We start from the raw sequence: 20,096 nt of genomic DNA, 5'->3' as shown, positions 1-20,096 counted from the left end.
TCACGCCTCCGCCGACCGCAGACGGCCGAGCTGGCGCTCCCGGAGGTACGCCGAGAGCGCGCTCTGCCGCACGATCCCGTCGGCCCGGCCGTCGGCGTCGACGCGGACGGCGGCGCCGGCGGGCGACAGCAGCGTCAGGTCGGTGACCACCCGCAGGCTGTCGCCGACGTGGTAGGTGCCCTCCGTCGGGAGGAGGCCGCCCGACCCGGCCCAGCCCAGCGGCCGGCCGGCGTCGTCCAGCGAGAGGCGCAGGCCCTCCACCTCCGCGGTGACCGGCTCGACGGCGAGGTCGGCCGAGCCCGCGAAGGACAGGCCGCGGTAGCCGCGGTCGCGGCCCACGAAGCCGGCGACGAAGTCGTCGGCGGGCTGCGACAGCAGGTCCTCGGGCGTCGACAGCTGGGCCAGGCGGCCGCCCTCGGCGAAGACCGCGACGTGGTCGCCGAGCTTGATGGCCTCGTCGATGTCGTGGGTGACCATCACGATGGTCTTGCCGAGCTCGCCCTGCAGCCGCAGGAACTCCTTCTGCAGGCCTTCCCGGACCACCGGGTCGACGGCCGAGAACGGCTCGTCCATCAGCATCACCGGCGGGTCCGCCGCGAGCGCGCGGGCGACTCCGACCCGCTGCTGCTGACCGCCGGAGAGCTGGACCGGGTAGCGGTCGGCCATGCCGGCGGTGAGGCCGACGCGCTCGAGCAGCTCGTAGGCCTGGGCCCGGGCCTGCTTGCGCGGGAGGCCGTTGAGCACGGGCACCGTCGCGACGTTGTCGACCACGGTGCGGTGCGGGAAGAGCCCGGCGTGCTGGATGACGTAGCCGATCGAGCGGCGCAGCAGCGCCGGGTCCTGGGACGTGACGTCCTGGCCGTCGATCCGGATCGTGCCCGAGGTCGGGTCGATCATCCGGTTGATCATCCGCAGCGACGTGGTCTTGCCGCACCCGGAGGGACCCACGAGCACCGTGATGGCGCCGGTGGGGATGGTCATGGAGAGGTTGCCGACGGCAACGGTGCCGTCGGGGTACCTCTTCGTGACGTCGTCGAACTCGATCACCGGTGTCCTCCTGCCGAGGGGCTGATGTTGAGGAGCATGTCGAAGGAGTCTATGTGAATGAAGTTATTCGACTTAGCGAGTCCGCTGAATAGGATGCGGCCATGACGTCGACCACGCGGCACATCGCCTCGCCGGGCCTGCGCCCGGCCGACGTCGCGGCCTACGCGGCCGACCCCGGCACCGCCGGGATCGAGGTGCGGCTCGAGGAGTACGACGGCGACGCGCTGGCCCCGGTCCGTCGGGCGCGCGCGGGCCTGGACTCCGCACGTGCCGAGGGCGCGGTCTACGGCCTGACCACGGGCGTCGGCGCGTTGCGTCACGTCACCATCGAAGCAGAGCCCGCCGACAACGACAGCCACACGCTCAGACTGTGGCGCAGCCACGCCGGCGCCTTCGGGCCCGAGCTGAGCGACGAGGTCGCCCGCGGGACCATGCTCGTGCGCCTCCACCAGCTGCTCCGCGGCGGCTCCGGGGTCGACCCGGCGCTGGTGCAGACGTTGGCCGAGGCGCTCGCCGTCGGCGCCGTGCCTCGCCTCCACACGTACGGCGGCATCGGCACCGCCGACCTGACCGCGCTCTCCGAGCTGGGCCTCACCCTGGTCGGCGAGCTGCCGTGGCGGCACGGGTCCGCCGCGGCCGCCCCCGTCGCCGACGGCGACGCCCTCCCGTTCGCGAGCAGCAACGCCCTGACCGCCGCCGTCGGCTCGATCGCCGTGACCGGCCTCGCCGCGCTGGCCCGGGCCGCTGAGCAGACCGCCGCGCTGTCCCACCTCGCCCTCCGGGGCTCCCTGCAGGCCTACGACCCGCGGGTGCACGCCGCCAAGGACGACCCGTACGCCGCCGAGGTGGCCGCCCGCCTGACCTCGCTGCTCACCGGGCCGGCGCGTGCGTCCGCCCGTCTCCAGGACCCGTTCGGGCTGCGCGCCGTGCCGCAGGTCCACGGCCCGTGGGAGGAGGCGCTGGGCGCCGCCGACCGGGCCCTCGCCGCCGAGATCGGCGCCGCGGCGGAGAACCCCCTGGTCGTCGACGGCACCACGTTGCACCACGGCCAGTTCCTGACCCAGCGGCTCGCGGCCGCGCTCGACGCCGTGCGCGCCGCCGCCGTACCGGCCCTCACCCTGTCGACGGCGCGGCTCGCGGCGCTGCTCGAGCCCGACCTGACCGGGCTGCCGAGCTTCCTCGCCGACGGCCCGGCGGGCAGCTCGGGGCTGATGATCGTCGAGTACGTCGCGGCCGACCTGCTGGCGCGCATCCGGGCGACCGCCGCTCCGGTCACCGCCCAGCGTGCCGTCCTGTCGCTCGGCCTCGAGGAGCACGCGAGCCACTCGACGCAGGCCGCCTGGGCGAGCCACGACCTCCTGGGGCTGCTGCCCGAGCTGCTCGCCTGCGAGCTGGTCGCTGCGGTGCGCGCCCTGCGCCTCGACCCCGGCCGGGTCGTCGACTGCCCGGCGGCCGACCTCTTCGCGCGCGCCGACGCGGCGCTGCCCGACGTACGGCGCGACCACGTGGTCGGTCCGGAGCTCGAGGCGGCCGTGGAGCTGCTGCGCAGCCTGTAGCTAGTCGCCCACCAGCGGGCGGAGCTCGTCGGCGTACGAGACGGAGTAGCGGCGCATCACGCCGGACGAGCTGATGGAGTACTGACCCATCCGCCACAGCGGCGGCGAGTAGGCGTGGATCGAGACCGAGCCGTCGATGGCGCCCGCCATCCGGTGGATGTGGTCAGGGCCGAACGCGAACGACCGGCCCGCGCCCACCGTGCGGGTCGCCGGCTCGCCACCGAGGCGCGGCCGGTTCTCGACGACCGCGCCCTGGGTGACCGCGACCGCGCCGGACGACGTGTCGTGGTCGTGCCAGCCGGTGTCGTCGACGGTGTTCCAGCACAGCAGCCAGACGTCGATGTCGGCGTCGCGGTAGAGCGACACGAAGTGCCGGCCGTCGGTGTCGTGCCGGACGTGCTGCTCCCAGAGCTCCGGGTCGGCGGCCAGCTCGCGCACCCAGGCGAGCAGCTCCTGCGGGTCGAGGACGCGGCCGGGCAGCGACGGCAGCTGGTCCGCGGTGAGCGCACACGCGGCGACGGCCGAGGGCTGTGCAGGGGCGAGGGTCATCGCGGTGCTCCGTTCATGAGGTGGGCGGGATTGGCGACGAACAAGGCGTGGCTGAAGGCATCGCCGAGTCCGGGATCGGTGGGGAGGGCGTAGGGCCGGTCGGACCCGTGCACGATCGGGTCGATGCCGACGACGCGGATCAGGGCGTCGATCGCGCGCATGCCGTACGACGAGGTCTCGTAGTGCACGAGCGGGTCGATCGGCCCGAGCGCTCCGCCGCGCTGACCGAGGCGCTCGTGGTGGAGCGGTGCGAGACCGGCGAGGCCGACGAACGCGATCCGCAGCTGGGGCAGCAGCGCGCGGCCGGCGACGTGCCAGGCGAACCAGGCCGCCGTGAGCTGCGCGGTGTACGACGTGAGCGCGGGCCACCAGCCGGGGACCAGGTCGGACGCGGTCGCCGGGCCGGGGTGCACGAGCACCGGCAGGTCGGCCGCCTGCACGACGGCGAGCACCGGCGCCAGCCGCTCCAGGGCGGCCGGGTCGAGGAGGGCGGTCGCGGGCACCTGCAGGCCGCGCACGCGCGGGTGCCGCAGCGTCGTCGCGAGGGCCGCCAGGTCGGGCTCGACGACGTTGACGGCCGCCCAGACGGCGTACCCGTCGACGTCGCGGCGCTCCAGGTCGTCGGCGAGGTCGTGCCAGGCGTCGAGCAGGGGCGCGGCCTCGTCGGGGGCCATCGTCTCGATGCCGAGGGGGCTGGACAGCGAGAGCACGGTGAGGTCGATGCCGTCGGCGGCGTCGATCGCGCGCCGGGCGGCGAGGTCGTGGGCGGCCGGGTCGACGGCGTACGCCGGCTCGCCGTCCAGGAGCAGCTCCCAGCCCCGGAGCCGGGGGCCGTGGGAGCGGCGACGGAGCTCGTCGATGAAGGCCTCGGGCCAGAGGTGCTGGTGGCAGTCAGCGACGGGTCCGACCGCCAGCTGGGTCCCGCCGCCGGCGCTCTCCGGGGAAGTGAAGCGCTTCATATTACCTACTAAACCACTGCACTTAACGAAGCGCAAGCCCACACGCCGAGGAGTGTCGGCGGCGCGCCATATGCTCGACCCGTGCCTAAGCGCCCCACGCTCCAGGACGTCGCGGACGCCGTCGGCCTCGCGCCGGCGACCGTCTCGTACGCGCTCCGGGGCGAGCGCGGCTCGGACGACACGGTCCGGCGAGTGCAGGAGGCCGCGACGGCCCTCGGCTACCAGATCAACCCGATCGCCTCCGCGCTCGCGAGCGGACGTTCACGCACCGTCGCCGTGCTGTGCGGCTCCACCCGCGACCTCTGGCAGCAGTCCCTCACCGCCGACCTCGCCCGGGCGCTGCTCGCGCAGGGTCGGCACTCCCTGGTGGCCGATGCCGACGGCCACCCGGAGCGCGAGGAGGCGCTGCTGGCCCGGCTCCGCGACCAGCGCCCCGACGGGCTGATGGTCGCGCCGCTCGACCCGTTCGCCCCGCAGTGGGAGGACCTGGCCCGCCAGCTCCCCGTGGTCGCGATCGGCGACCGCCTCGCCGAGGCGCCCTCGGCCGGCGCCGTCGTCTTCGACAACGCCGCCGGCTTCGCGCTCGTCTTCGACCACCTCGCCGGGCTCGGCCACCGCCGCATCGCCGCCGTGCTGCCCGAGCGGCCCAGCACGCCCGACCGCCCGGCGGAGCGACTGGTGGCCCGCGAGGCCAAGCGCTGCGGCATGGTCGTCGACCTGGTCCGCACCCCGCCCGCGACCGCCGACCCCGCGACCATGACCAACCACCTGGCGGCCGCGCTGACCGGACCGGACCGGCCGACGGCGGCGTTCTGCCTGACCGACTCGTTCGCGTTCGGCGTGCTGCGCGCCGCCCGGGAGCTCGGGCTCGACGTGCCCGGGGACCTGTCCGTGGTGGGCTTCGAGGACGTCGAGTTCGCCGACCTCGCCGGTCCGGGGCTGACCACGGTGGACTGGGGACGCGGTGCGGTCGTCGACGCGGCCGTCGGTCAGCTGCTGGCCGCCATCGACGACGACCAGCCGCTGCGCACCATCACGATCTCGCCGAGCCTGGTCGTCAGGGGCTCGACGGGCGCTGCGCCCAGCCGCTCCTGAGCAGCTCGCGGAGCCGCTCGACGTCCTCGCCCCAGGGCCGGTCCTCGATCCCGGCGGGCAGCACCTCGGACACCTGGTCGAGCAGCAGGGACAGGTCGCCCCGGGCCGCCCCCATCCGCTCCGGCGCCAGCAGCCGCGCCTGGTGCAGCGCGAGCAGCTCGCAGGCCAGCACCGTCTCGGCGGCCTCGAGGGCGAGCCGCAGTCGTTCCGCGGCCTCGAGCGCGAAGGTCTGCACGTCCTCCTGGCCGTTCGAGGTCTCCATCGGCGACACGTGGGTCGCGGGCCAGCCGGCGACCTCGTGGACGACGGCGACCGCACGCTTGTGCACGGGGGTGAGCCCGGCCTGGGGCCCGGGGTCGGCGCTGAGCTGGGCCGGGAGCCCGGTCACCGCCGGGTCCAGGAGCCGGTGCAGGCGGGCGGCGCCGACCGCGGCCGCGTGCACCACCGCCGCACGCGCGGCGTCGAAGCCCGCGGCGTGGTCGAGCCCGTGGAAGCTCGGCGTCCCCACGAAGCGCTCGCCGTCCTCCGTCGAGAGGTACGCCGGGGAGTCGGCGACGGCGGCGAGCGCCCGGTCGACCACGTCGCCCAGGCGGGCCTCCTCGCGCCGCAGGTGGGCCAGCACCGGCCCGGCGACCCGGACCGAGACCGGGGCCTGCAGGTGCCGCGGCTCGGCGAGCGGGCCGACGTACTCCCCCAGACCGGCGAGGACCGCGGCGAGCTCGGCGTCACCGCGGGCGACCGCCGGCAGGTAGGGGTCGCGGCTCGCGCCCAGCAGCACGATCCCGGCGGCCGCGACCACCGTGGTCTGGGCGACCAACCGGTCCAGGTCGGTGCCGCGCAGGGCCGCGAGCGCCGTGGCCGTCGGGACGCCGGCGAGCAGCGCGATGCCCTCCTTGGGGCCGAGCCGCGGCGGCTCCGCGCCACCGGTGTCGAGCGGCCGACCCACGCCGGCGAGGTGTCCCCAGGCATGGGCGAGCGGCAGGATCTCGCCCGCCGCCCCGGAGCCGGTGCGCGGCACGTCCGGCAGCGCGTCGTGGTCGAGGAGCGTGACCAGCCACGAGCACAGCCCGGCCGACACGGCCGCGTCGCCGGCCAGGAACATCCGCAGGCGCACGGCGAGCAGCGCGCGGGTCTCGGTGCGCGACAGGTACGGCGGACCGCCGACCGCCCGGGCCAGCATCAGCCGCCGCGAGTGGTCGGCCTGCTCGGCGGCGTCGAGCCGGGTGTCGCTCAGCGCCCCCATGCCGGTCGTGACGCCGTAGACGTCGGGCCCGTCGGCCAGGGCCGCCAGCGCCGTACGGCGGCCCGCGGCCAAGCGCCCGAGCAGCGCGTCGGTCAGCCGCACCGGTGCGCCGTGCGCGACCGCGAGCACGGCGCGGCGGTCCAGGTCCTCCGGCCCGTCGACGACGACGGTCATCGGAACCGCACCATCGTCCCGAGGTCCGCGGCCTCCGCGCGCTCGAGGATGAGGTGGCCGACGGCGACGTCGAGGATCGACAGGCCGCGGTGCCAGAAGAGGATGCGTTCCTGGTCGTTCTCGCGCCCCGGTCGTGCGCCGGTCACGACCTCGCCGAGCTCCGCGTGCAGGGTGCCGCGGGTCAGCGCACCCGATCGCAGGTGCGGACGCAGGGCGCCGAAGCTGCCGGCCTGCGCCTCGCGCCAGTCGTCCACGACGACCTTGTCGACGACGTCGAGCAGGTCCGGGTCGAGCGCGCTGATCGTGCCGTAGGGCACCAGCAGGGAGCCCGGCGCGAGCAGGTCGCCGGTGATCAGCGACGCCGGCTCGCGCAGACGCGTCGCCTCGACGGCGATGTCCGCGCCGTCGATGGTCTCGGCGGCCGACTCGGTGACGACGACCGGCGTGGACAGCTCCGCGCGCAGCTGCTCGGCGAACGCCTCGCGCGACTCGGGCCGCCGGCTGGTCACCCGGATCTCGTCGAGGTCGAACATCGCGTCGAGCATCACGATGTTGGAGTGCGCGGTGCCGCGGGCGCCGATGTGGCCGAGCACCTTGGCGTCCGGGCGGGCCAGGTGCCGGGCGCCCACCGCGGTCATCGCACCGGTGCGGGCCTCGGTGATCAGCGTGGCGTCGAGGATGGCCCGGGGCACGCCGGTCCACGGGTCGTAGAGCGTCAGCAGCGCGAGCTCGCTCGGCAGCCCCACCTCGTAGTTGGACACGAAGTCGCCGACGACCTTGATGCCGCTGACCCCGTGGTCGCCCAGGGTGGAGACGTGTCCGCGGAGCACGTTGAAGTGACCGCGGCCGTCGTTGTCGGGCTCGAGGTGGGTGCGCGGCTCGAACACCGTCTCGCCGCGACCGTGGGCGGCGACCACCTCGGACGCGGCCGCCACGATGTCGGCGGGCGTCAGGCCCAGGGCGTCGATGTCGGGGCCGGAGACGAAGCGCAGCCAGAGGCCGTCGCCGCTCGTCGTCATGGATGCCTCATTTCGTAGGGGGCGGGACAAGCAAGGATGGGACCCGGCGCAACCGTCGCGCCGAGGTGGGCCGAGCTGGAGGAGGGACGTGTGACGCAGCGTGCCGGCGAGGACGGCGGCTTGGACCCGGTCCGCAGTGCGACCGCTGCCCGCCAGTGGCTGGTGGAGCAGTGTCGCAGCCACCGGCTGTCGCCGACCCAGCGCCGGGTGGCGCAGTCGTTCATGGACACCATGCCCGATGCCGCCTTCCTCTCCACGTCCGAGGCCGCCCTCCGGGCCGGCGTCAGCCAGCCGACGGTGACCAGGTTCGCCTCGACGCTGGGCTTCGCGACGTACGCCGACTTCCGGGCCGCGCTGCGCACGGTGATCCTCGGCGGCGGCCCCGAGCCGCACGACCTCGCCCCGGCCGACCCGGTCGCCGAGGCCGAGGCCAACCTGTCCGCGCTGCGCGGCACGCTGGGCTCGCCCGCCATGACCGCCGCCGTCGCCACGCTCGCCGACGCCCGGGTCCTGGGCATCGTCGGGATCCGCGCCTCGGCCGCGCTCGCGTCGTACGCCGCCTACTTCGCGCGGCGCATCGTCGACGACGTCCGGCTGGTCACCGACGCCGACACCGCGACCGACGCCCTGACCCAGATGCACCACGCCGGCGGCGCCGCGGTGGTCGTGGTCGCCATGCCGCGCTACCCCGCCTCCACCGTCCGGGCGCTGCGGCACGCGCGCGACCTGGGCATCCCGACGGTGCTGCTGGTCGACACGCCGTTCGTCGACTTCGCCGACGACGCCGACCACGTGCTGGTCGCTCCCGTCGGCACCGGCATGGTCTTCGACTCCCACGCCGCACCCGTCGTGCTGGCGATGGCGCTGCTGGACGGCGTCGCGAGCACCCACCCCCGGCGTACCCAGGACCGGCTGGAGGCCTACGAGGGCCAGGTCGACACCTGGCTGCACCAGCCGGGCTCCGACCCGGACTGAGGCACCGCACCCGGCGCTGGATACACCCCAGACGGGTCATGTGCGTCCCGGGAGTGCGGCGCACCGTTGGCAGATGCCCACCAACTCAGCCCCCCGCACGGGGAACCGGGTCGCCGTCGTGCTGTCGGCCGCCGCCCTGATCACGTCCGTCGGCCTCGCCGGCGGTCCGGCCATCGCCAAGGCACTGAACGCCGACACCGTCGACCACAAGCACGCCGTCGGCTCGGCCGCCAGCATCAAGGCCCGCAAGGGCAAGCTGGTCGCGACCAGCAAGCGCACCGGCCGCCTGCCGAGCAACATCGTCGGCACCGTGGCCAAGGCAGCCAGGGCCACCGACGCCGACCGGCTCGCGGGGTCGCCGGCTGCGGCGTACCTGACGAAGGCCGAGGCCAACCAGGTGGTCGGCCTCGGCGGCAGCGCGACGCTGCCGGCGGCGGGGGTGACGACGTCCGCCGCGACGTTCACGACGACGAAGGCGGGACGCCTGCTCGTCGACTTCACCGGGAGCGGGCAGCTCCAGTGCCCGTCGTCCAGCTTCGTGCGGTGGTGGATCGCGGTCGACGGGACGCCGGTCGTGTCCAGCTCGATGCAGCTCGGCGAGGCGGTCTCGATCAGCTTCGACTACGCCGGCTTCCCGGCGATCCACCTCGCGGGCATCACCGACGGCCCGGTCCCGGCCGGTGACCACACGGTCAACCTCTCCGGCGGCTGCACCTCGGGGGCGAGCGGCGGCAGCGCGACCAGCGGCACCCCGGGTGTCGGCTCCGTGACCGTGCTGGACGACAGCGCCACCGTCCCCGCCGCGGCACGCAAGGGCACCGCGCGCAAGTCGTGCGTGAGCGGCGGCGGGTGCCGGTGAGGGTCAGCCCTCGCGCACCGGGATCCGGACCCCCCGCTCCTCGGCGACCTCGACCGCGCGGTCGTAGCCCGCGTCGACGTGGCGGATCACGCCCATGCCGGGGTCGTTGGTGAGGACCCGCTCGATCTTCTGGGCGGCGAGCTCGCTGCCGTCGGCCACGCAGACCTGGCCGGCGTGCAGCGAGCGGCCCATGCCGACGCCGCCGCCGTGGTGGAAGGACACCCAGGACGCGCCGGACGCCGTGTTGACCAGGGCGTTGAGGATCGCCCAGTCCGCGATGGCGTCGGAGCCGTCGAGCATCGCCTCGGTCTCGCGGTACGGCGAGGCGACCGACCCGCAGTCGAGGTGGTCGCGGCCGATCACGATCGGCGCCTTGAGCTCGCCGGACGCGACCATCTCGTTGAACTTCAGCCCCGCGAGGTGGCGCTCGCCGTACCCCAGCCAGCAGATGCGCGCGGGCAGACCCTGGAAGGCGACCTTCTCCCCCGCCATGGTGATCCACTTCCGCAGCCGCTCGTTGTCGGGGAAGAGCTCGAGGATCGCCTTGTCCGTGGCGGCGATGTCCGCCGGGTCGCCGGACAGCGCGGCCCAGCGGAAGGGGCCCTTGCCCTCGCAGAAGAGGGGTCGGATGTACGCCGGCACGAAGCCGGGGAAGTCGAACGCGCGGTCGTATCCGCCCTTGCGGGCCTCGTCGCGGATCGAGTTGCCGTAGTCGAAGACCTCGGCGCCCTTGTCCTGGAACTCGACCATCGCCCGGACGTGGGTGGCCATCGACGCCTGCGCGGCCTTGGTGAACCCGGCCGGGTCGGCCTCGCGCTGCGCCTGCCACTCCTCGAACGGCACGCCGACCGGCAGGTAGAAGAGCGGGTCGTGGGCCGAGGTCTGGTCGGTGACGATGTCGATCGGGGCGTCCGAGTCGAGCAGCGCGGGCAGCATCTCCGCCGCGTTGCCGAGGACGCCGATGGAGAGCGGGCGGCGCTCGTCGCGGGCGGCGACGGCCATCTCCACGGCCTCCTCCAGCGACGCGGCCTGGACGTCGAGGTAGCGGTGCTCGATCCGGCGCGCGATGCGGCTCTGGTCGCACTCGATGCAGATCACCACGCCGTCGTTCATGGTGACGGCGAGCGGCTGGGCCCCGCCCATGCCGCCGAGGCCGGCGGTCACGGTGATGGTGCCGGCCAGGGTGCCGCCGAACCGCTTGTCGGCGACGGCGGCGAAGGTCTCGAAGGTCCCCTGCAGGATCCCCTGGGTGCCGATGTAGATCCAGGACCCGGCGGTCATCTGGCCGTACATCGTCAGCCCCAGGTCCTCGAGCCGGCGGAACTCCTCCCAGTTGGCCCAGTCGCCCACCAGGTTGGAGTTGGCGATCAGGACGCGTGGCGCCCAGGGGCTGGTGCGCATCACGCCGACCGGCTTGCCGGACTGCACGAGCATCGTCTCGTCGTCCTCGAGCGTGGTGAGGGTGCGCACCAGGGCGTCGTACGCCTCCCAGCTGCGCGCGGCCTTGCCGGTGCCGCCGTACACGACGAGGTCCTCGGGACGCTCGGCGTTCTCGGGGTCGAGGTTGTTCATCAGCATCCGCAGCGGCGCCTCGGTCTGCCACGACTTCGCGGTCAGCTCGGTGCCGTGCGCGGCATGGATGGGCAACCGGGGGTTCCGGGGCGAGTCGTTCATCGCGGCTCCTCTGGGACGGGGATGCCCCCATCCAACGCCTGCCTCCCGAGACCACGCCAGCACCGGGAGGCGAGCAACGTCTCGGATCCCAGACCTCGACTGTTACCTTGCACGACAAGGTACCCGGCACTACCCTGCATCTGTGCCCCCGATCGACTCCGCCGTCGCGCAGCTCCGGCGGGGCGTCCTGGAGCACTGCGTGCTGGCGCTGCTCGCCGACGAGGAGCGCTACGGCTACGACCTGGTGACCGAGCTGTCGGACGCCGGGCTGGTCGCCAGCGAGGGCACCATCTACCCGCTGCTGAGCCGGCTCCGCAAGGACGAGCTCGTCGCCACCAGCTGGCAGGAGTCGCCGAGCGGCCCGCCGCGTCGCTACTACCGCCTCACTCCACGCGGCCGCCGGGCGCTGGAGCAGTTCCGCGGATCGTGGACGGACTTCAAGAAGGCCGTCGACGAGGTCCTCGAAGGAAGGAACTCATGAACACCGACGAGCTGCACCCCCTGGCCTCGGCGTACCTCCAGGAGCTGGAGGCCCGGGCCCGGCAGCTGCCACCCGACCAGGCGCGCGAGCTGGTCGAGGACATCCGGGAGCACCTCGTCTCGGCACTGCGACCCGAGAGTGGCGAGGCCGACGTACGGACGACGCTCGACCGGCTGGGCCCGCCCGCCGAGGTGGTGGCGGCCGCCGGCCCTCCCGTGTACGTCGCGCCGCCCGCACCTCGGGCGTCGCGGACGGTGGAGACCAGCGCGATCATCTGCCTGGTCGTCGCCGAGCTGCTGTTCATCCTCTGGCCCCTCGGCGCGGTCGCGTGGGTGGCCGGCATCGTGCTGCTCGCCGTGTCGAAGACCTGGACCGGCCGGGAGAAGGCGCTGGGCCTCGCCGGCCTGGCCACCGGCTTCCCGCTGGTGTTCGTGGTCCTGGTGGCGTCGTTCACCACCAGCTCCTCGGACGGCAGCTGCTCCGACCCCGTCCGGGTCACCGAGGGCAGCCAGGTGACGGAGTCCTCGACCTGCTACGTGGGCTCGCCCGGCGGACACTCCTACGCCTGGCTGGCGCTCGCGCTCGGCATCGCCTACCTCGCGTTCCAGGGCTACACGATCTGGCGCCTCACCCGCCTCCGTCGCCCCTCCTGAACCGTCTCCCCGGGAGGCGATCTCTGCCACACTGACCGGGTCCTACGGGGAGGTGGCAGATGCGGATGCGGGTCATGCCTGCGCTGACGGCGGTGCTGCTGCTCGCCGGTCTGTCGACGAGCACGACCGGGCCCGCAGAGTCCCGGGACCAGCCCGAGGTGTTCCGGACGGACACCGTGCCACGTCCGATCCCCGTCGTCCACGGACGTCCCGGCAAGCCGGTCACCCTCAAGCACCGGGCAAGGAAGGGCGACGTGGTCCAGGTCTTCGTGCAGCCGCTGCCGATGACCTCCTGCACCCAGACCTTCACCCTCCGCGGCCCGCGCGGCGCCACGCTCGCGATGGCCACGCTCGACCCCACGACCCGGCTGTCGAGGACCGGCACCTGGTCGTGGACCTACAGGCCGTGCCCCGGCGACGAGGCCGCCTACTCGCTGCGGGCGGTGCCGTTCCGGGACCTCCGGCTCGAGCCCAACGGCGCACCCGTCAGGCTCCGGGAGCACAAGGGGTACAGCGACGCGGCGAGCTTCGTCCCGCCGGAGAAGGGACGCGTGATCCTGCTCGGCCGCCACGCCGGCGTGGTCGGCCCCGACGGCAGCCGGGCGGTGGGCTACGGCGACCGCCTCGTCTTCGAGGACGGCAGGCTGCTGGTGCCCGTGCCGCCGAGGAAGCGGGGCAGGTACACCGTCGTCGCCGCCGGCGCCCGGGTCTGCCTCGTCACGCCGACGAAGCTCGCGGGTCAGGTGGACGGGCCGCCGGTCAAGCTCGCGCCGGTCGGGGGCCGGCCGGTGGGTGAGTACGCCGTCCGCTTCTCCGTCGCCGACGACACGTGGATCTCGACCGGGCCCGGCCCCGTCGACGTCGAGCCGCTCGGCGGGCAGCCCGACCCCACCCGCACGGGAGGTCCGTGGCACCTCGCTCCGGGCGCGTACGTCGCCCGCGTCACGCCGAACACCCCCCGCGCCCAGGGGTCGCTCACGCTGAGGAGCGTCGACCCGGGACACGTCGACGGGTCCGGTGATCTCGAGCTGACGGCCGGCCACGACCTGGCCGGACTGGCGCTCTTCGACCTCACCGGCGACCACTCGATCGAGGTGGTCGGGCCCGCCGCGACGACCGGCTGGACGCTGACCTGGGCCGCGGACGCTCCCCCGGCGCCGTGCACCAGCGTCCTCAGCTGCCTGGGGACGCGGCCTCCGTCACTGCCCCACGACGTCGCCCGGACGATCTCCGGCCAGGGCTACCTGGCCCTCGTGTCAACCGACGGAGCGAGCCACACCGTGACCGTCCGCATCGGCGACAGCTAGGCCAGCTCGCCGACCACCGACTCCGCGGCTGCGAGCACCGCGCCGGTCCGGACGAGTGCGACCGCAGCCTCGATCTCGGGCGACAGGTAGCGGTCGGGGCCCGGCCCCTCGATGCCGGACGAGCGCAGCAGCGCGACGACGGCACCGGTCGCGGGCGACGGCTCGAGCGGGCGCCGGAAGTCGAGCGCGCGGGCGGCCGTGAGCACCTCGATCGCGACGACCCGGGTCAACCCGTCGACCGAGCGGCGCAGCTTGCGCGCGGCCGACCAGCCCATCGACACGTGGTCCTCCTGCATGGCGCTCGACGGGATCGAGTCGACCGAGGCCGGCACCGCGAGACGCTTCATCTCCGAGACGATCGCGGCCTGGGTGTACTGCGCGATCATGTGGCCGCTGTCGACGCCCGGGTCGTGGGCGAGGAACGGCGGGAGTCCGTGGTTGCGGGCCTTGTCGAGGAAGCGGTCCGTACGCCGCTCGCTGATCGACGCCACGTCCGCGGCGACGATCGCGAGGAAGTCGAGCACGTACGCGACCGGCGCCCCGTGGAAGTTGCCGTTGGACTCGACCCGTCCGTCCTCCGCCAGCACCACCGGGTTGTCGACCGCTGACGCGAGCTCGCGGCCGGCCACCATCGCGGCGTGCTCGACGGTGTCGCGGGCGGCACCCTGGACCTGGGGCGAGCAGCGCAACGAGTACGCGTCCTGGACCCGGTTGCAGTCGGGACCGCGGTGGGACGCGACGACGCCCGAGCCGGCGAGCAGCGCGACCAGGTTGGCCGCCGACAGCGCCTGCCCGGGGTGCGGCCGGATCGCCTGCAGCTCGGCAGCGAAGACCCGGTCGGTGGCGAGCTGGCCCTCGACCGACATGGCGGCCGCGACGTCCGCCGTCCGGAGCAGCATCCGCAGGTCGGCGATCGCCATCACCAGCATGCCGAGCATGCCGTCGGTGCCGTTGATCAGCGCCAGGCCCTCCTTGGCGGCCAGCTCGACGGGCGTCAGCCCGGCCGCCGCGAGCGCCTCGGCCGCCGGCATCAACGTCCCGGTCGCGTCGCGCACCTCGCCCTCGCCCATCAGCGCCAGGGCGCAGTGCGACAGCGGCGCGAGGTCGCCGGAGCACCCGAGCGAGCCGTACTCGCGCACCACCGGGGTGATGCCGTGGGACAGCAGCCCGGCGAGCAGCTCGGCCGTCTCCCGGCGTACGCCGGTGTGGCCGGTCGCCAGCGTCGAGAGGCGCAGCAGCATCAGCGCGCGCACCACCTCGCGCTCGACCTCGGGACCCGAGCCCGCCGCGTGCGAGCGCACCAGCGACCGCTGGAGCTGGGCGCGCATCTCGGTCGGGATGTGCCGGGTGGCGAGCGCGCCGAAGCCGGTCGAGATCCCGTACGCCGGGGTCGGCGCGCCGGCCAGCTCCTCGACGACCGCCCGGGCGCGGTCGATCGCGGCCAGGGCGTCCTCGGCAAGACGCACCGCGGCGCCGTACCGGGCCACCGCGAGCAGGTCGTCGAACGACACGGCACCGACGCCGACCTCGATGGTCGTGGGCAGGTCAGGGGCGCCGGTCGTCATGCCCGCCATCCTCGTCGCCCGGTCGGACGGCGGCCAGGGCCGGCGACCCGGTCGCCGTCTGGGATCCGAGACGTGATGTGCGTCACCCGTCACCCCAGACCCCCGGCAGGAGTTGACCTGGGGAATGGGGGGAACACCACGCACTACTCGCTCGGGCGGAGAGTTCCTGGGTGAGCCTTATCGGGAGGGAAACCCACATGCGACTCAAGACTCGCACCACCGTGGCCGCGCTCGCGGTCCTGGCGGCGGCCGCACCGGCCACCGTCGTCATCGCTCCGGCCTCCGCCGGACCCGGCACCAGTGACCGGTCCTCGGCCCACAAGCCCAAGGACCCGAACGCGACGCCGTTCGCGCTCCGCGCCTGGGGCTACAGCACCCGCGCCACCGGCGGCGACGTGCCCACCGACTCGGGTGGCACCGCCTGGGAGGTCATCGGCTGCACCAACCGAGCGGGCCTCCACCACACCAACAACATCGCCGGCGTCACCCTGCCCGGCCTCGGCACCATCAGCGCGGCGAAGACCCGCGTGTGGACCACCCGCAAGGGCGGCGTCGTCTCGTCCTGGGCGCGCAACACGATCGGCAAGGTCGTGCTCAGCGACTCCCCGCTCGGCACGCTCACCCTGAACGCCGTCTCCTCGACGGCCCGCGCCTACCACGACGGCTCGAAGTTCAAGACGTCGACCAACACCGACCTCGCGCGGCTCACGTTCGCCGGCCCGGTCGGTCCCGCCCAGGACTTCCCGATCCCGGCCCCGGGACGGCCCGTCACGATCCCCGGCTTCGCGAAGGTGACCGTCGCGGCGTCCAACACCCCCACGACCAAGAACGGCGCCCGCGCCTACTCCAACGGCCTCAAGGTGGAGCTGTTCGCGACCCACAGCACCGTGCGGGTCGCGCACGCCGTGGCGCAGATCCTGTCCGGCGTGCAGACCGGCCTCTTCAGCGGTCAGTCGGCCGCCGTCACCGGCAACGCCGCCTCCGGCGTGGTCGGCCTCGGCCGCAACACCCTGCTGAAGATGCCCTGCCAGGGCACCGACGGCGTGGTCAAGACCCGCTCCGCGTCCTCCACCGACCTCGGCGGGCAGGTCGCGGTCGGCGTCGCCAAGAGCGAGGAGATGGCGAAGCAGAACGGCAAGAAGGCGTGGGGCTACACGCGCAGCCGCGTCGCCTCCTTCAGCCTGGGTGACCAGCTCCGCATCGAGGGCATCGTCGGCCAGGTCAACGTCTCCCGCACCGGCTCCCACCTGCGGAAGCTCAACCGGAGCACGAAGGGCACCACGATCGGCACGATCGTGGTCAACGGTGAGCCGCGGAAGTTCCCCGACACCGGCGTGCTCGAGATCCCCGGCGTCGCGAAGCTCCAGCGGTCCGTGACGGAGAAGTCCAAGAACGGCCTGTCCGTGATCGCGCTGCGGATCAAGCTGCTCGACGGCACCGGCGCCGTGATCGACCTCGGCAATGCCCGGATGCAGGTGCGCCGCAGCGCCCACTGACCGGCAGCCACTGGGTCGGCCATCTCACAGGCCACCCTGCAAGACGTACGACGACCTGAGGGCCGGCGCGGCGTTGACTGAGGGCGTGTCCCTCCGTCAACAGGCCGCGCCGGCCCGCAGCGTCTCCACCGCACGGCGGTGGACGATGCTCGCCGCCAGCACGCTCGCGCAGGCGGCGGCCGCCGTGATGATGCACGGACCCGCGTTCCTGATCCCGACGCTGCACGAGCAGGGCGGCCTGAGCCTCGCGAGGGCGGGCCTGGTCGCGGCCGCGCCGACGATCGGCGTGATGCTGACCCTGGTCGCCTGGGGCTGGGTCACCGACCGTCGGGGGGAGCGGTTCGTGCTGCTCGTCGGGCTGTCGGCGACCGTCGCCTTCGGCGTCGCCGCCGCGCTGACCGGCGGTCTGGCCCTGCTCGTCGTCACCCTCTTCCTCGCCGGCGCCGCGGCGGCCAGCACCAACGCCGCCAGCGGCCGCGTGGTCGTCGGCTGGTTCCCGCCCGAGCGACGCGGCCTGGCGATGGGCATCCGCCAGATGGCGCAGCCGGTCGGCGTCGGCGTCGCCGCGATCTCGATCGCCGTCATCGCCTCCGCGCACGGCGTCCACGCGGCGCTGTGGGTGCCGACGGTCGCCTGCGCCCTCGCAGCCGTCCTCGTCGCGGCCGTCGTCGTGGACCCCCCGCGTCCCGAGCGTCGCGCGGGCACCGCCGTCGTCAACCCGTACCGCCAGGACTCCTACCTGGCCCGGATCCACGGCGTCTCGGTGCTGCTGGTCGTCCCGCAGTTCCTGGTCTGGTCGTTCGCGCTGGTGTGGCTGGTGACCGACCGCGACTGGTCACCGGCCGCAGCGGGCGCGATCGTCGCGGTCGCGCAGGTCGCCGGAGCCCTCGGCCGGATCGGGGCGGGCCACCTCTCCGACGTCGTCGGCGCCCGGATGCGGCCCCTGCGCTGGGTGGCCCTCGCCGCGGCCGCCACGATGGCGCTGCTCGGCCTGACCGCGGCCCTCGACCTGGCCGTCGCCGTGCTCCTGGTCGTGGTGGCGACGCTGGTCACCGTGGCCGACAACGGCCTGGCGTTCACCGCCGTGGCCGAGCGGTCCGGGCCGTTCTGGTCCGGCCGGGCGCTCGGGGTGCAGAACACGGCCCAGTTCCTCGCGGCCTCCGCCGTACCCCCGCTCGCCGGGCTCGCGATCGGGCAGTGGGGGTACGCCGCCGCGTTCGCGCTCGGCGCCCTCTTCCCCCTGGTGGCGGTGCCGCTGATCCCGGTGCGCGAGGAGCGCGCGCTGTCCTGAGGAGTGCTTCCGCGTCCGTCGGGTACCAGCCGGGGTATGACCTACCTCATCATCGCTGTCGTCGTCATCGTGCTGCTGATCGCAGTCGTGGCCTACCTGGCCAGCCGGCGCCGGCAGACCAAGCACCGTCAGGTCGCGGCCGAGATCCGGTCCGAGGCCGACGTCCACCGCACGGAGATCGACCAGTCGGGCCAGCAGGCCGCCGAGGCCGCCGCCCGCGCCGACCTCGCCCGCGCGGAGGCCGAGCGCGTCGAGCAGGAGGCCGCCGAGGCGCAGCGCCAGCTCGAGATGGACCAGGCGCGCCACGAGGACGTGCTGCGCCAGGCCGACGCGATCGACCCGGACGTCGACCACCGCGCCGACGGCTACCAGCCCGGCGATGCGGGTGGTCGCACGCTGTAGGACCGCCCGTCTGGCCGTAGCCTTCGGGCATGAGCCAGGTGCCCGCAGCGACGCGCGCGATGCGGGTGCTGCGGTTCCTGGCCGGCCAGCCCGACCCGGTGCCGCTCGACCGGATCATGCGCGCCTGCGACCTGCCCCGGAGCACGACGTACCACCTGCTCAACGCCATGATCGAGGAAGGCTTCGTGGTGCACCTCGCCGAGGAGCACCGCTACGGTCTCGGGCTCGCGGCGTTCGAGCTCGGCAGCGGCTACGCGCGCCAGGAGCCCTTGCAACGACTGGCCCGACGACCGTTGGCCGCGCTCGTCGACCGGCTCGGGCAGTCCGCCCACCTGGCCGTCCTGCACGGGCGTGAGGTGCTGTACGTCGTGGAGGAGCGGGCGCCCGGCCGGCCGCCGCTCGTCACCGACGTCGGCGTACGCCTGCCGGCGCAGCTGACCGCGAGCGGCCGCGCGATCCTCGCCCAGCTGCCCGCACCCCAGGTGCGCGCGCTCTACTCGCAGCCGTCGGACTTCGTCGACCGGCACGGGCTCGGGCCGAGCACGCTGAGCGCGCTGCGGCGGCTGCTGACCGACACCCGCCAGCGCGGGTACGCCGTCGAGGACGGCGAGGTGACGCCGGGGCTGTCCAGCGTCGCCGTCGCGGTGGCCGACCACAACCAGCACCCGGTGGCCGCCGTGGCCGTCACCTACCCCGACACCGACGATGGCCCGGACGCTGCCGCCCTGGCCGCCGACGTCACCGCCACGGCGACCAGCATCACGCGTCGGATCGGCGGGTGGACCGGCTGAGCACGACACCCCCTCGCGCGGGCCTCGGCCTGCTCCAGATCTGTCTCGCCGGCGTCCTGTGGGGCACCGGCGGCCTTGCGGTCCACGTGATCCGAGAAGCCCAACCGATGTCCGTCGTCACGATCAGCGCGTGGCGGATGGTGATCGGCGCGGTCGCCCTGCTGGTCGCGGTCGGCCTCGTCCGGCAGCTCGGCGCCCTGGGCGACCTCGTGCGCCGGCACCCGGGGCGGGTCCTGGTGATCGGCGTCGCCACCGCGACGTACCAGGCCCTCTACTTCGCCGCCGTCGTCGCCGTCGGGGTCACCGTGTCGACGGTGGTCAGCCTCGGGCTGGCTCCGATGATCGTGACGGTGGTCGAGAGCGTCCGGCACCGGCGGCGACCGGGCACCGGTGACGTCCTGGTGCTCGTCGCAGCCCTCGTCGGCCTGGTCCTCGTCAGCGCCTCCGCCGGGTCGGCCGGGGGTCCGCACCCGGTTGCCGGCGTGCTGGCGTCGATCGGCTCCGGTACGGCGTACGCCCTGACGACGCTCGTCGGCCACGGGCTCGCCCGGTCGACCGGGCCGCTGTGCCTGGCCACCGCCAGCACGACCGTGGGCGCTATCGCGCTGACGCCGCTGGCGCTCGTCACCGGGCTGGACGTCGGCGCGTGGGGCGACCCGGTGGTCGCGGGGACCCTCGTCTACCTCGGCGTGCTCACGATGGCGGTCGCCTACCTGCTCTTCTACGCCGGGCTGCGCACCGCCCCCGGCAGCTCGGCGGTCATCGCGACCCTGCTCGAGCCGCTGACCGCCGCCGTGCTGGCCTCCGCCCTCCTCGACGAACGGCTCGGACCGGCGGGGGTCGTCGGCGGCGTGCTGATCCTGGCAGCGGTGGCCGGCCTCGGCTGGCGGCCTGCCACGACGCCGATCGCGAGCCCGGCGCCCTAGACATCCGATGGACCCAGGTTCAGGGCGGGTGACC

General features: G+C 74.3%; 19 protein-coding genes. 12 read left to right on the top strand and 7 right to left on the bottom strand.

Annotated elements, in window-relative coordinates:
* Entirely contained in the window at positions 1–1,047 is a 1,047-nt protein-coding gene (locus ABEA34_RS13560) for an ABC transporter ATP-binding protein (RefSeq protein WP_345521830.1), read from the bottom strand.
* 101 nt (positions 1,048–1,148) lie between these two features.
* Here ABEA34_RS13560 and ABEA34_RS13555 point away from each other — a divergent pair, with 101 nt between their 5' ends.
* Complete coding sequence (locus ABEA34_RS13555) at positions 1,149–2,603, top strand: aromatic amino acid lyase (protein ID WP_345521829.1); 1,455 nt, start codon at positions 1,149–1,151, stop codon at positions 2,601–2,603.
* Here the strand turns inward: ABEA34_RS13555 and ABEA34_RS13550 are convergent, their stop codons facing one another.
* Both ABEA34_RS13550 and ABEA34_RS13545 read right to left on the bottom strand, forming a co-directional pair.
* Positions 2,604–3,152 (bottom strand): cysteine dioxygenase, encoded by a 549-nt coding sequence (locus ABEA34_RS13550; protein ID WP_345521828.1) that lies wholly within the window; start codon positions 3,150–3,152, stop codon positions 2,604–2,606.
* Positions 3,149–4,111: an amidohydrolase family protein gene (locus tag ABEA34_RS13545; RefSeq protein ID WP_345521826.1), complete on the bottom strand. Its 963-nt coding sequence runs from the start codon at positions 4,109–4,111 to the stop codon at positions 3,149–3,151. The genes ABEA34_RS13550 and ABEA34_RS13545 overlap by 4 nt, the downstream gene beginning before the upstream one ends.
* A gap of 81 nt (positions 4,112–4,192) precedes the next feature.
* Between ABEA34_RS13545 and ABEA34_RS13540 the strand changes: the two genes are divergently transcribed.
* On the top strand, positions 4,193–5,206 hold the full coding sequence (locus ABEA34_RS13540) for a LacI family DNA-binding transcriptional regulator (protein ID WP_345521825.1): 1,014 nt from the start codon (positions 4,193–4,195) through the stop codon (positions 5,204–5,206).
* On the opposite strand, the gene ABEA34_RS13535 is transcribed toward ABEA34_RS13540, so the two are convergent.
* The gene (locus ABEA34_RS13535) at positions 5,169–6,623 is read right to left on the bottom strand and encodes an aromatic amino acid lyase (protein WP_345521824.1); all 1,455 of its coding nucleotides are present in this window, start codon (positions 6,621–6,623) and stop codon (positions 5,169–5,171) included. The genes ABEA34_RS13540 and ABEA34_RS13535 overlap by 38 nt on opposite strands.
* Positions 6,620–7,642 carry an ornithine cyclodeaminase family protein gene (locus ABEA34_RS13530; RefSeq protein WP_345521823.1) on the bottom strand — a complete coding sequence of 341 codons (1,023 nt, stop codon included), beginning with the start codon at positions 7,640–7,642 and terminating at the stop codon, positions 6,620–6,622. The genes ABEA34_RS13535 and ABEA34_RS13530 overlap by 4 nt, the downstream gene beginning before the upstream one ends.
* Positions 7,643–7,732: 90 nt before the next feature.
* Here ABEA34_RS13530 and ABEA34_RS13525 point away from each other — a divergent pair, with 90 nt between their 5' ends.
* Together ABEA34_RS13525 and ABEA34_RS13520 are read left to right on the top strand one after the other, a co-directional pair.
* Positions 7,733–8,617 carry a MurR/RpiR family transcriptional regulator gene (locus ABEA34_RS13525; protein ID WP_345521822.1) on the top strand — a complete coding sequence of 295 codons (885 nt, stop codon included), beginning with the start codon at positions 7,733–7,735 and terminating at the stop codon, positions 8,615–8,617.
* Positions 8,618–8,690: 73 nt separating this feature from the next.
* Positions 8,691–9,476 carry a hypothetical protein gene (locus tag ABEA34_RS13520; RefSeq protein WP_345521821.1) on the top strand — a complete coding sequence of 262 codons (786 nt, stop codon included), beginning with the start codon at positions 8,691–8,693 and terminating at the stop codon, positions 9,474–9,476.
* 3 nt (positions 9,477–9,479) lie between these two features.
* On the opposite strand, the gene hutU is transcribed toward ABEA34_RS13520, so the two are convergent.
* The gene (hutU, locus tag ABEA34_RS13515) at positions 9,480–11,150 is read right to left on the bottom strand and encodes a urocanate hydratase (RefSeq protein ID WP_345521820.1); all 1,671 of its coding nucleotides are present in this window, start codon (positions 11,148–11,150) and stop codon (positions 9,480–9,482) included.
* A 142-nt stretch (positions 11,151–11,292) separates the two neighbouring features.
* Here hutU and ABEA34_RS13510 point away from each other — a divergent pair, with 142 nt between their 5' ends.
* The 3 genes from ABEA34_RS13510 to ABEA34_RS13500 all read left to right on the top strand — a co-directional run bounded on the left by ABEA34_RS13510 (position 11,293) and on the right by ABEA34_RS13500 (position 13,591).
* Positions 11,293–11,631, top strand: a complete 339-nt coding sequence (locus ABEA34_RS13510) for a PadR family transcriptional regulator (RefSeq protein WP_345521819.1) — start codon at positions 11,293–11,295, stop codon at positions 11,629–11,631.
* The gene (locus ABEA34_RS13505; RefSeq protein WP_345521818.1) at positions 11,628–12,284 is read left to right on the top strand and encodes an HAAS signaling domain-containing protein; all 657 of its coding nucleotides are present in this window, start codon (positions 11,628–11,630) and stop codon (positions 12,282–12,284) included. Before ABEA34_RS13510 ends, ABEA34_RS13505 begins: the two co-directional genes overlap by 4 nt.
* Before the next feature lie 74 nt (positions 12,285–12,358).
* On the top strand, positions 12,359–13,591 hold the full coding sequence (locus tag ABEA34_RS13500) for a hypothetical protein (RefSeq protein ID WP_345521817.1): 1,233 nt from the start codon (positions 12,359–12,361) through the stop codon (positions 13,589–13,591).
* Here ABEA34_RS13500 and hutH read toward each other — a convergent pair.
* A complete protein-coding gene (gene hutH / locus ABEA34_RS13495) occupies positions 13,588–15,156 on the bottom strand; it encodes a histidine ammonia-lyase (RefSeq protein WP_345521816.1) in 1,569 nt (522 codons plus the stop codon). The two genes, ABEA34_RS13500 and hutH, sit on opposite strands and share 4 nt — an antisense overlap.
* 197 nt (positions 15,157–15,353) lie before the next feature.
* Here hutH and ABEA34_RS13490 point away from each other — a divergent pair, with 197 nt between their 5' ends.
* From ABEA34_RS13490 to ABEA34_RS13470, 5 genes are all read left to right on the top strand, one after another.
* Positions 15,354–16,652, top strand: coding sequence for a choice-of-anchor P family protein (locus tag ABEA34_RS13490; protein ID WP_345521815.1), 1,299 nt, complete (start codon positions 15,354–15,356; stop codon positions 16,650–16,652).
* Between the two features lie 85 nt (positions 16,653–16,737).
* Entirely contained in the window at positions 16,738–17,943 is a 1,206-nt protein-coding gene (locus tag ABEA34_RS13485) for an MFS transporter (RefSeq protein ID WP_345521814.1), read from the top strand.
* 36 nt (positions 17,944–17,979) lie between these two features.
* Entirely contained in the window at positions 17,980–18,345 is a 366-nt protein-coding gene (locus ABEA34_RS13480; protein WP_345521813.1) for a hypothetical protein, read from the top strand.
* Between the two features lie 29 nt (positions 18,346–18,374).
* The gene (locus ABEA34_RS13475) at positions 18,375–19,136 is read left to right on the top strand and encodes an IclR family transcriptional regulator (RefSeq protein WP_345521812.1); all 762 of its coding nucleotides are present in this window, start codon (positions 18,375–18,377) and stop codon (positions 19,134–19,136) included.
* Entirely contained in the window at positions 19,124–20,062 is a 939-nt protein-coding gene (locus tag ABEA34_RS13470; protein WP_345521811.1) for a DMT family transporter, read from the top strand. Before ABEA34_RS13475 ends, ABEA34_RS13470 begins: the two co-directional genes overlap by 13 nt.
* The last annotated feature ends 34 nt before the right edge of the window (positions 20,063–20,096 follow it).

This window comes from Nocardioides conyzicola, assembly GCF_039543825.1.
In the GTDB taxonomy this organism is placed as follows: Bacteria; Actinomycetota; Actinomycetes; order Propionibacteriales; family Nocardioidaceae; genus Nocardioides; species Nocardioides conyzicola.
This window is presented reverse-complemented; position numbering and strand designations above follow the sequence as displayed.

What these genes read in the sequence shown, in the direction of transcription:
- ABEA34_RS13545 (WP_345521826.1), bottom strand. Translation starts at nt 4,111, where the DNA reads ATGAAGCGCTTCACTTCCCCGGAGAGCGCCGGCGGCGGGACCCAGCTG.
- ABEA34_RS13480 (WP_345521813.1), top strand. Translation starts at nt 17,980, where the DNA reads ATGACCTACCTCATCATCGCTGTCGTCGTCATCGTGCTGCTGATCGCA.
- ABEA34_RS13505 (WP_345521818.1), top strand. Translation starts at nt 11,628, where the DNA reads ATGAACACCGACGAGCTGCACCCCCTGGCCTCGGCGTACCTCCAGGAG.
- ABEA34_RS13520 (WP_345521821.1), top strand. Translation starts at nt 8,691, where the DNA reads ATGCCCACCAACTCAGCCCCCCGCACGGGGAACCGGGTCGCCGTCGTG.
- ABEA34_RS13530 (WP_345521823.1), bottom strand. Translation starts at nt 7,642, where the DNA reads ATGACGACGAGCGGCGACGGCCTCTGGCTGCGCTTCGTCTCCGGCCCC.
- ABEA34_RS13475 (WP_345521812.1), top strand. Translation starts at nt 18,375, where the DNA reads ATGAGCCAGGTGCCCGCAGCGACGCGCGCGATGCGGGTGCTGCGGTTC.
- ABEA34_RS13550 (WP_345521828.1), bottom strand. Translation starts at nt 3,152, where the DNA reads ATGACCCTCGCCCCTGCACAGCCCTCGGCCGTCGCCGCGTGTGCGCTC.
- hutH (WP_345521816.1), bottom strand. Translation starts at nt 15,156, where the DNA reads ATGACGACCGGCGCCCCTGACCTGCCCACGACCATCGAGGTCGGCGTC.
- ABEA34_RS13490 (WP_345521815.1), top strand. Translation starts at nt 15,354, where the DNA reads ATGCGACTCAAGACTCGCACCACCGTGGCCGCGCTCGCGGTCCTGGCG.
- ABEA34_RS13500 (WP_345521817.1), top strand. Translation starts at nt 12,359, where the DNA reads ATGCCTGCGCTGACGGCGGTGCTGCTGCTCGCCGGTCTGTCGACGAGC.
- ABEA34_RS13555 (WP_345521829.1), top strand. Translation starts at nt 1,149, where the DNA reads ATGACGTCGACCACGCGGCACATCGCCTCGCCGGGCCTGCGCCCGGCC.
- hutU (WP_345521820.1), bottom strand. Translation starts at nt 11,150, where the DNA reads ATGAACGACTCGCCCCGGAACCCCCGGTTGCCCATCCATGCCGCGCAC.
- ABEA34_RS13535 (WP_345521824.1), bottom strand. Translation starts at nt 6,623, where the DNA reads ATGACCGTCGTCGTCGACGGGCCGGAGGACCTGGACCGCCGCGCCGTG.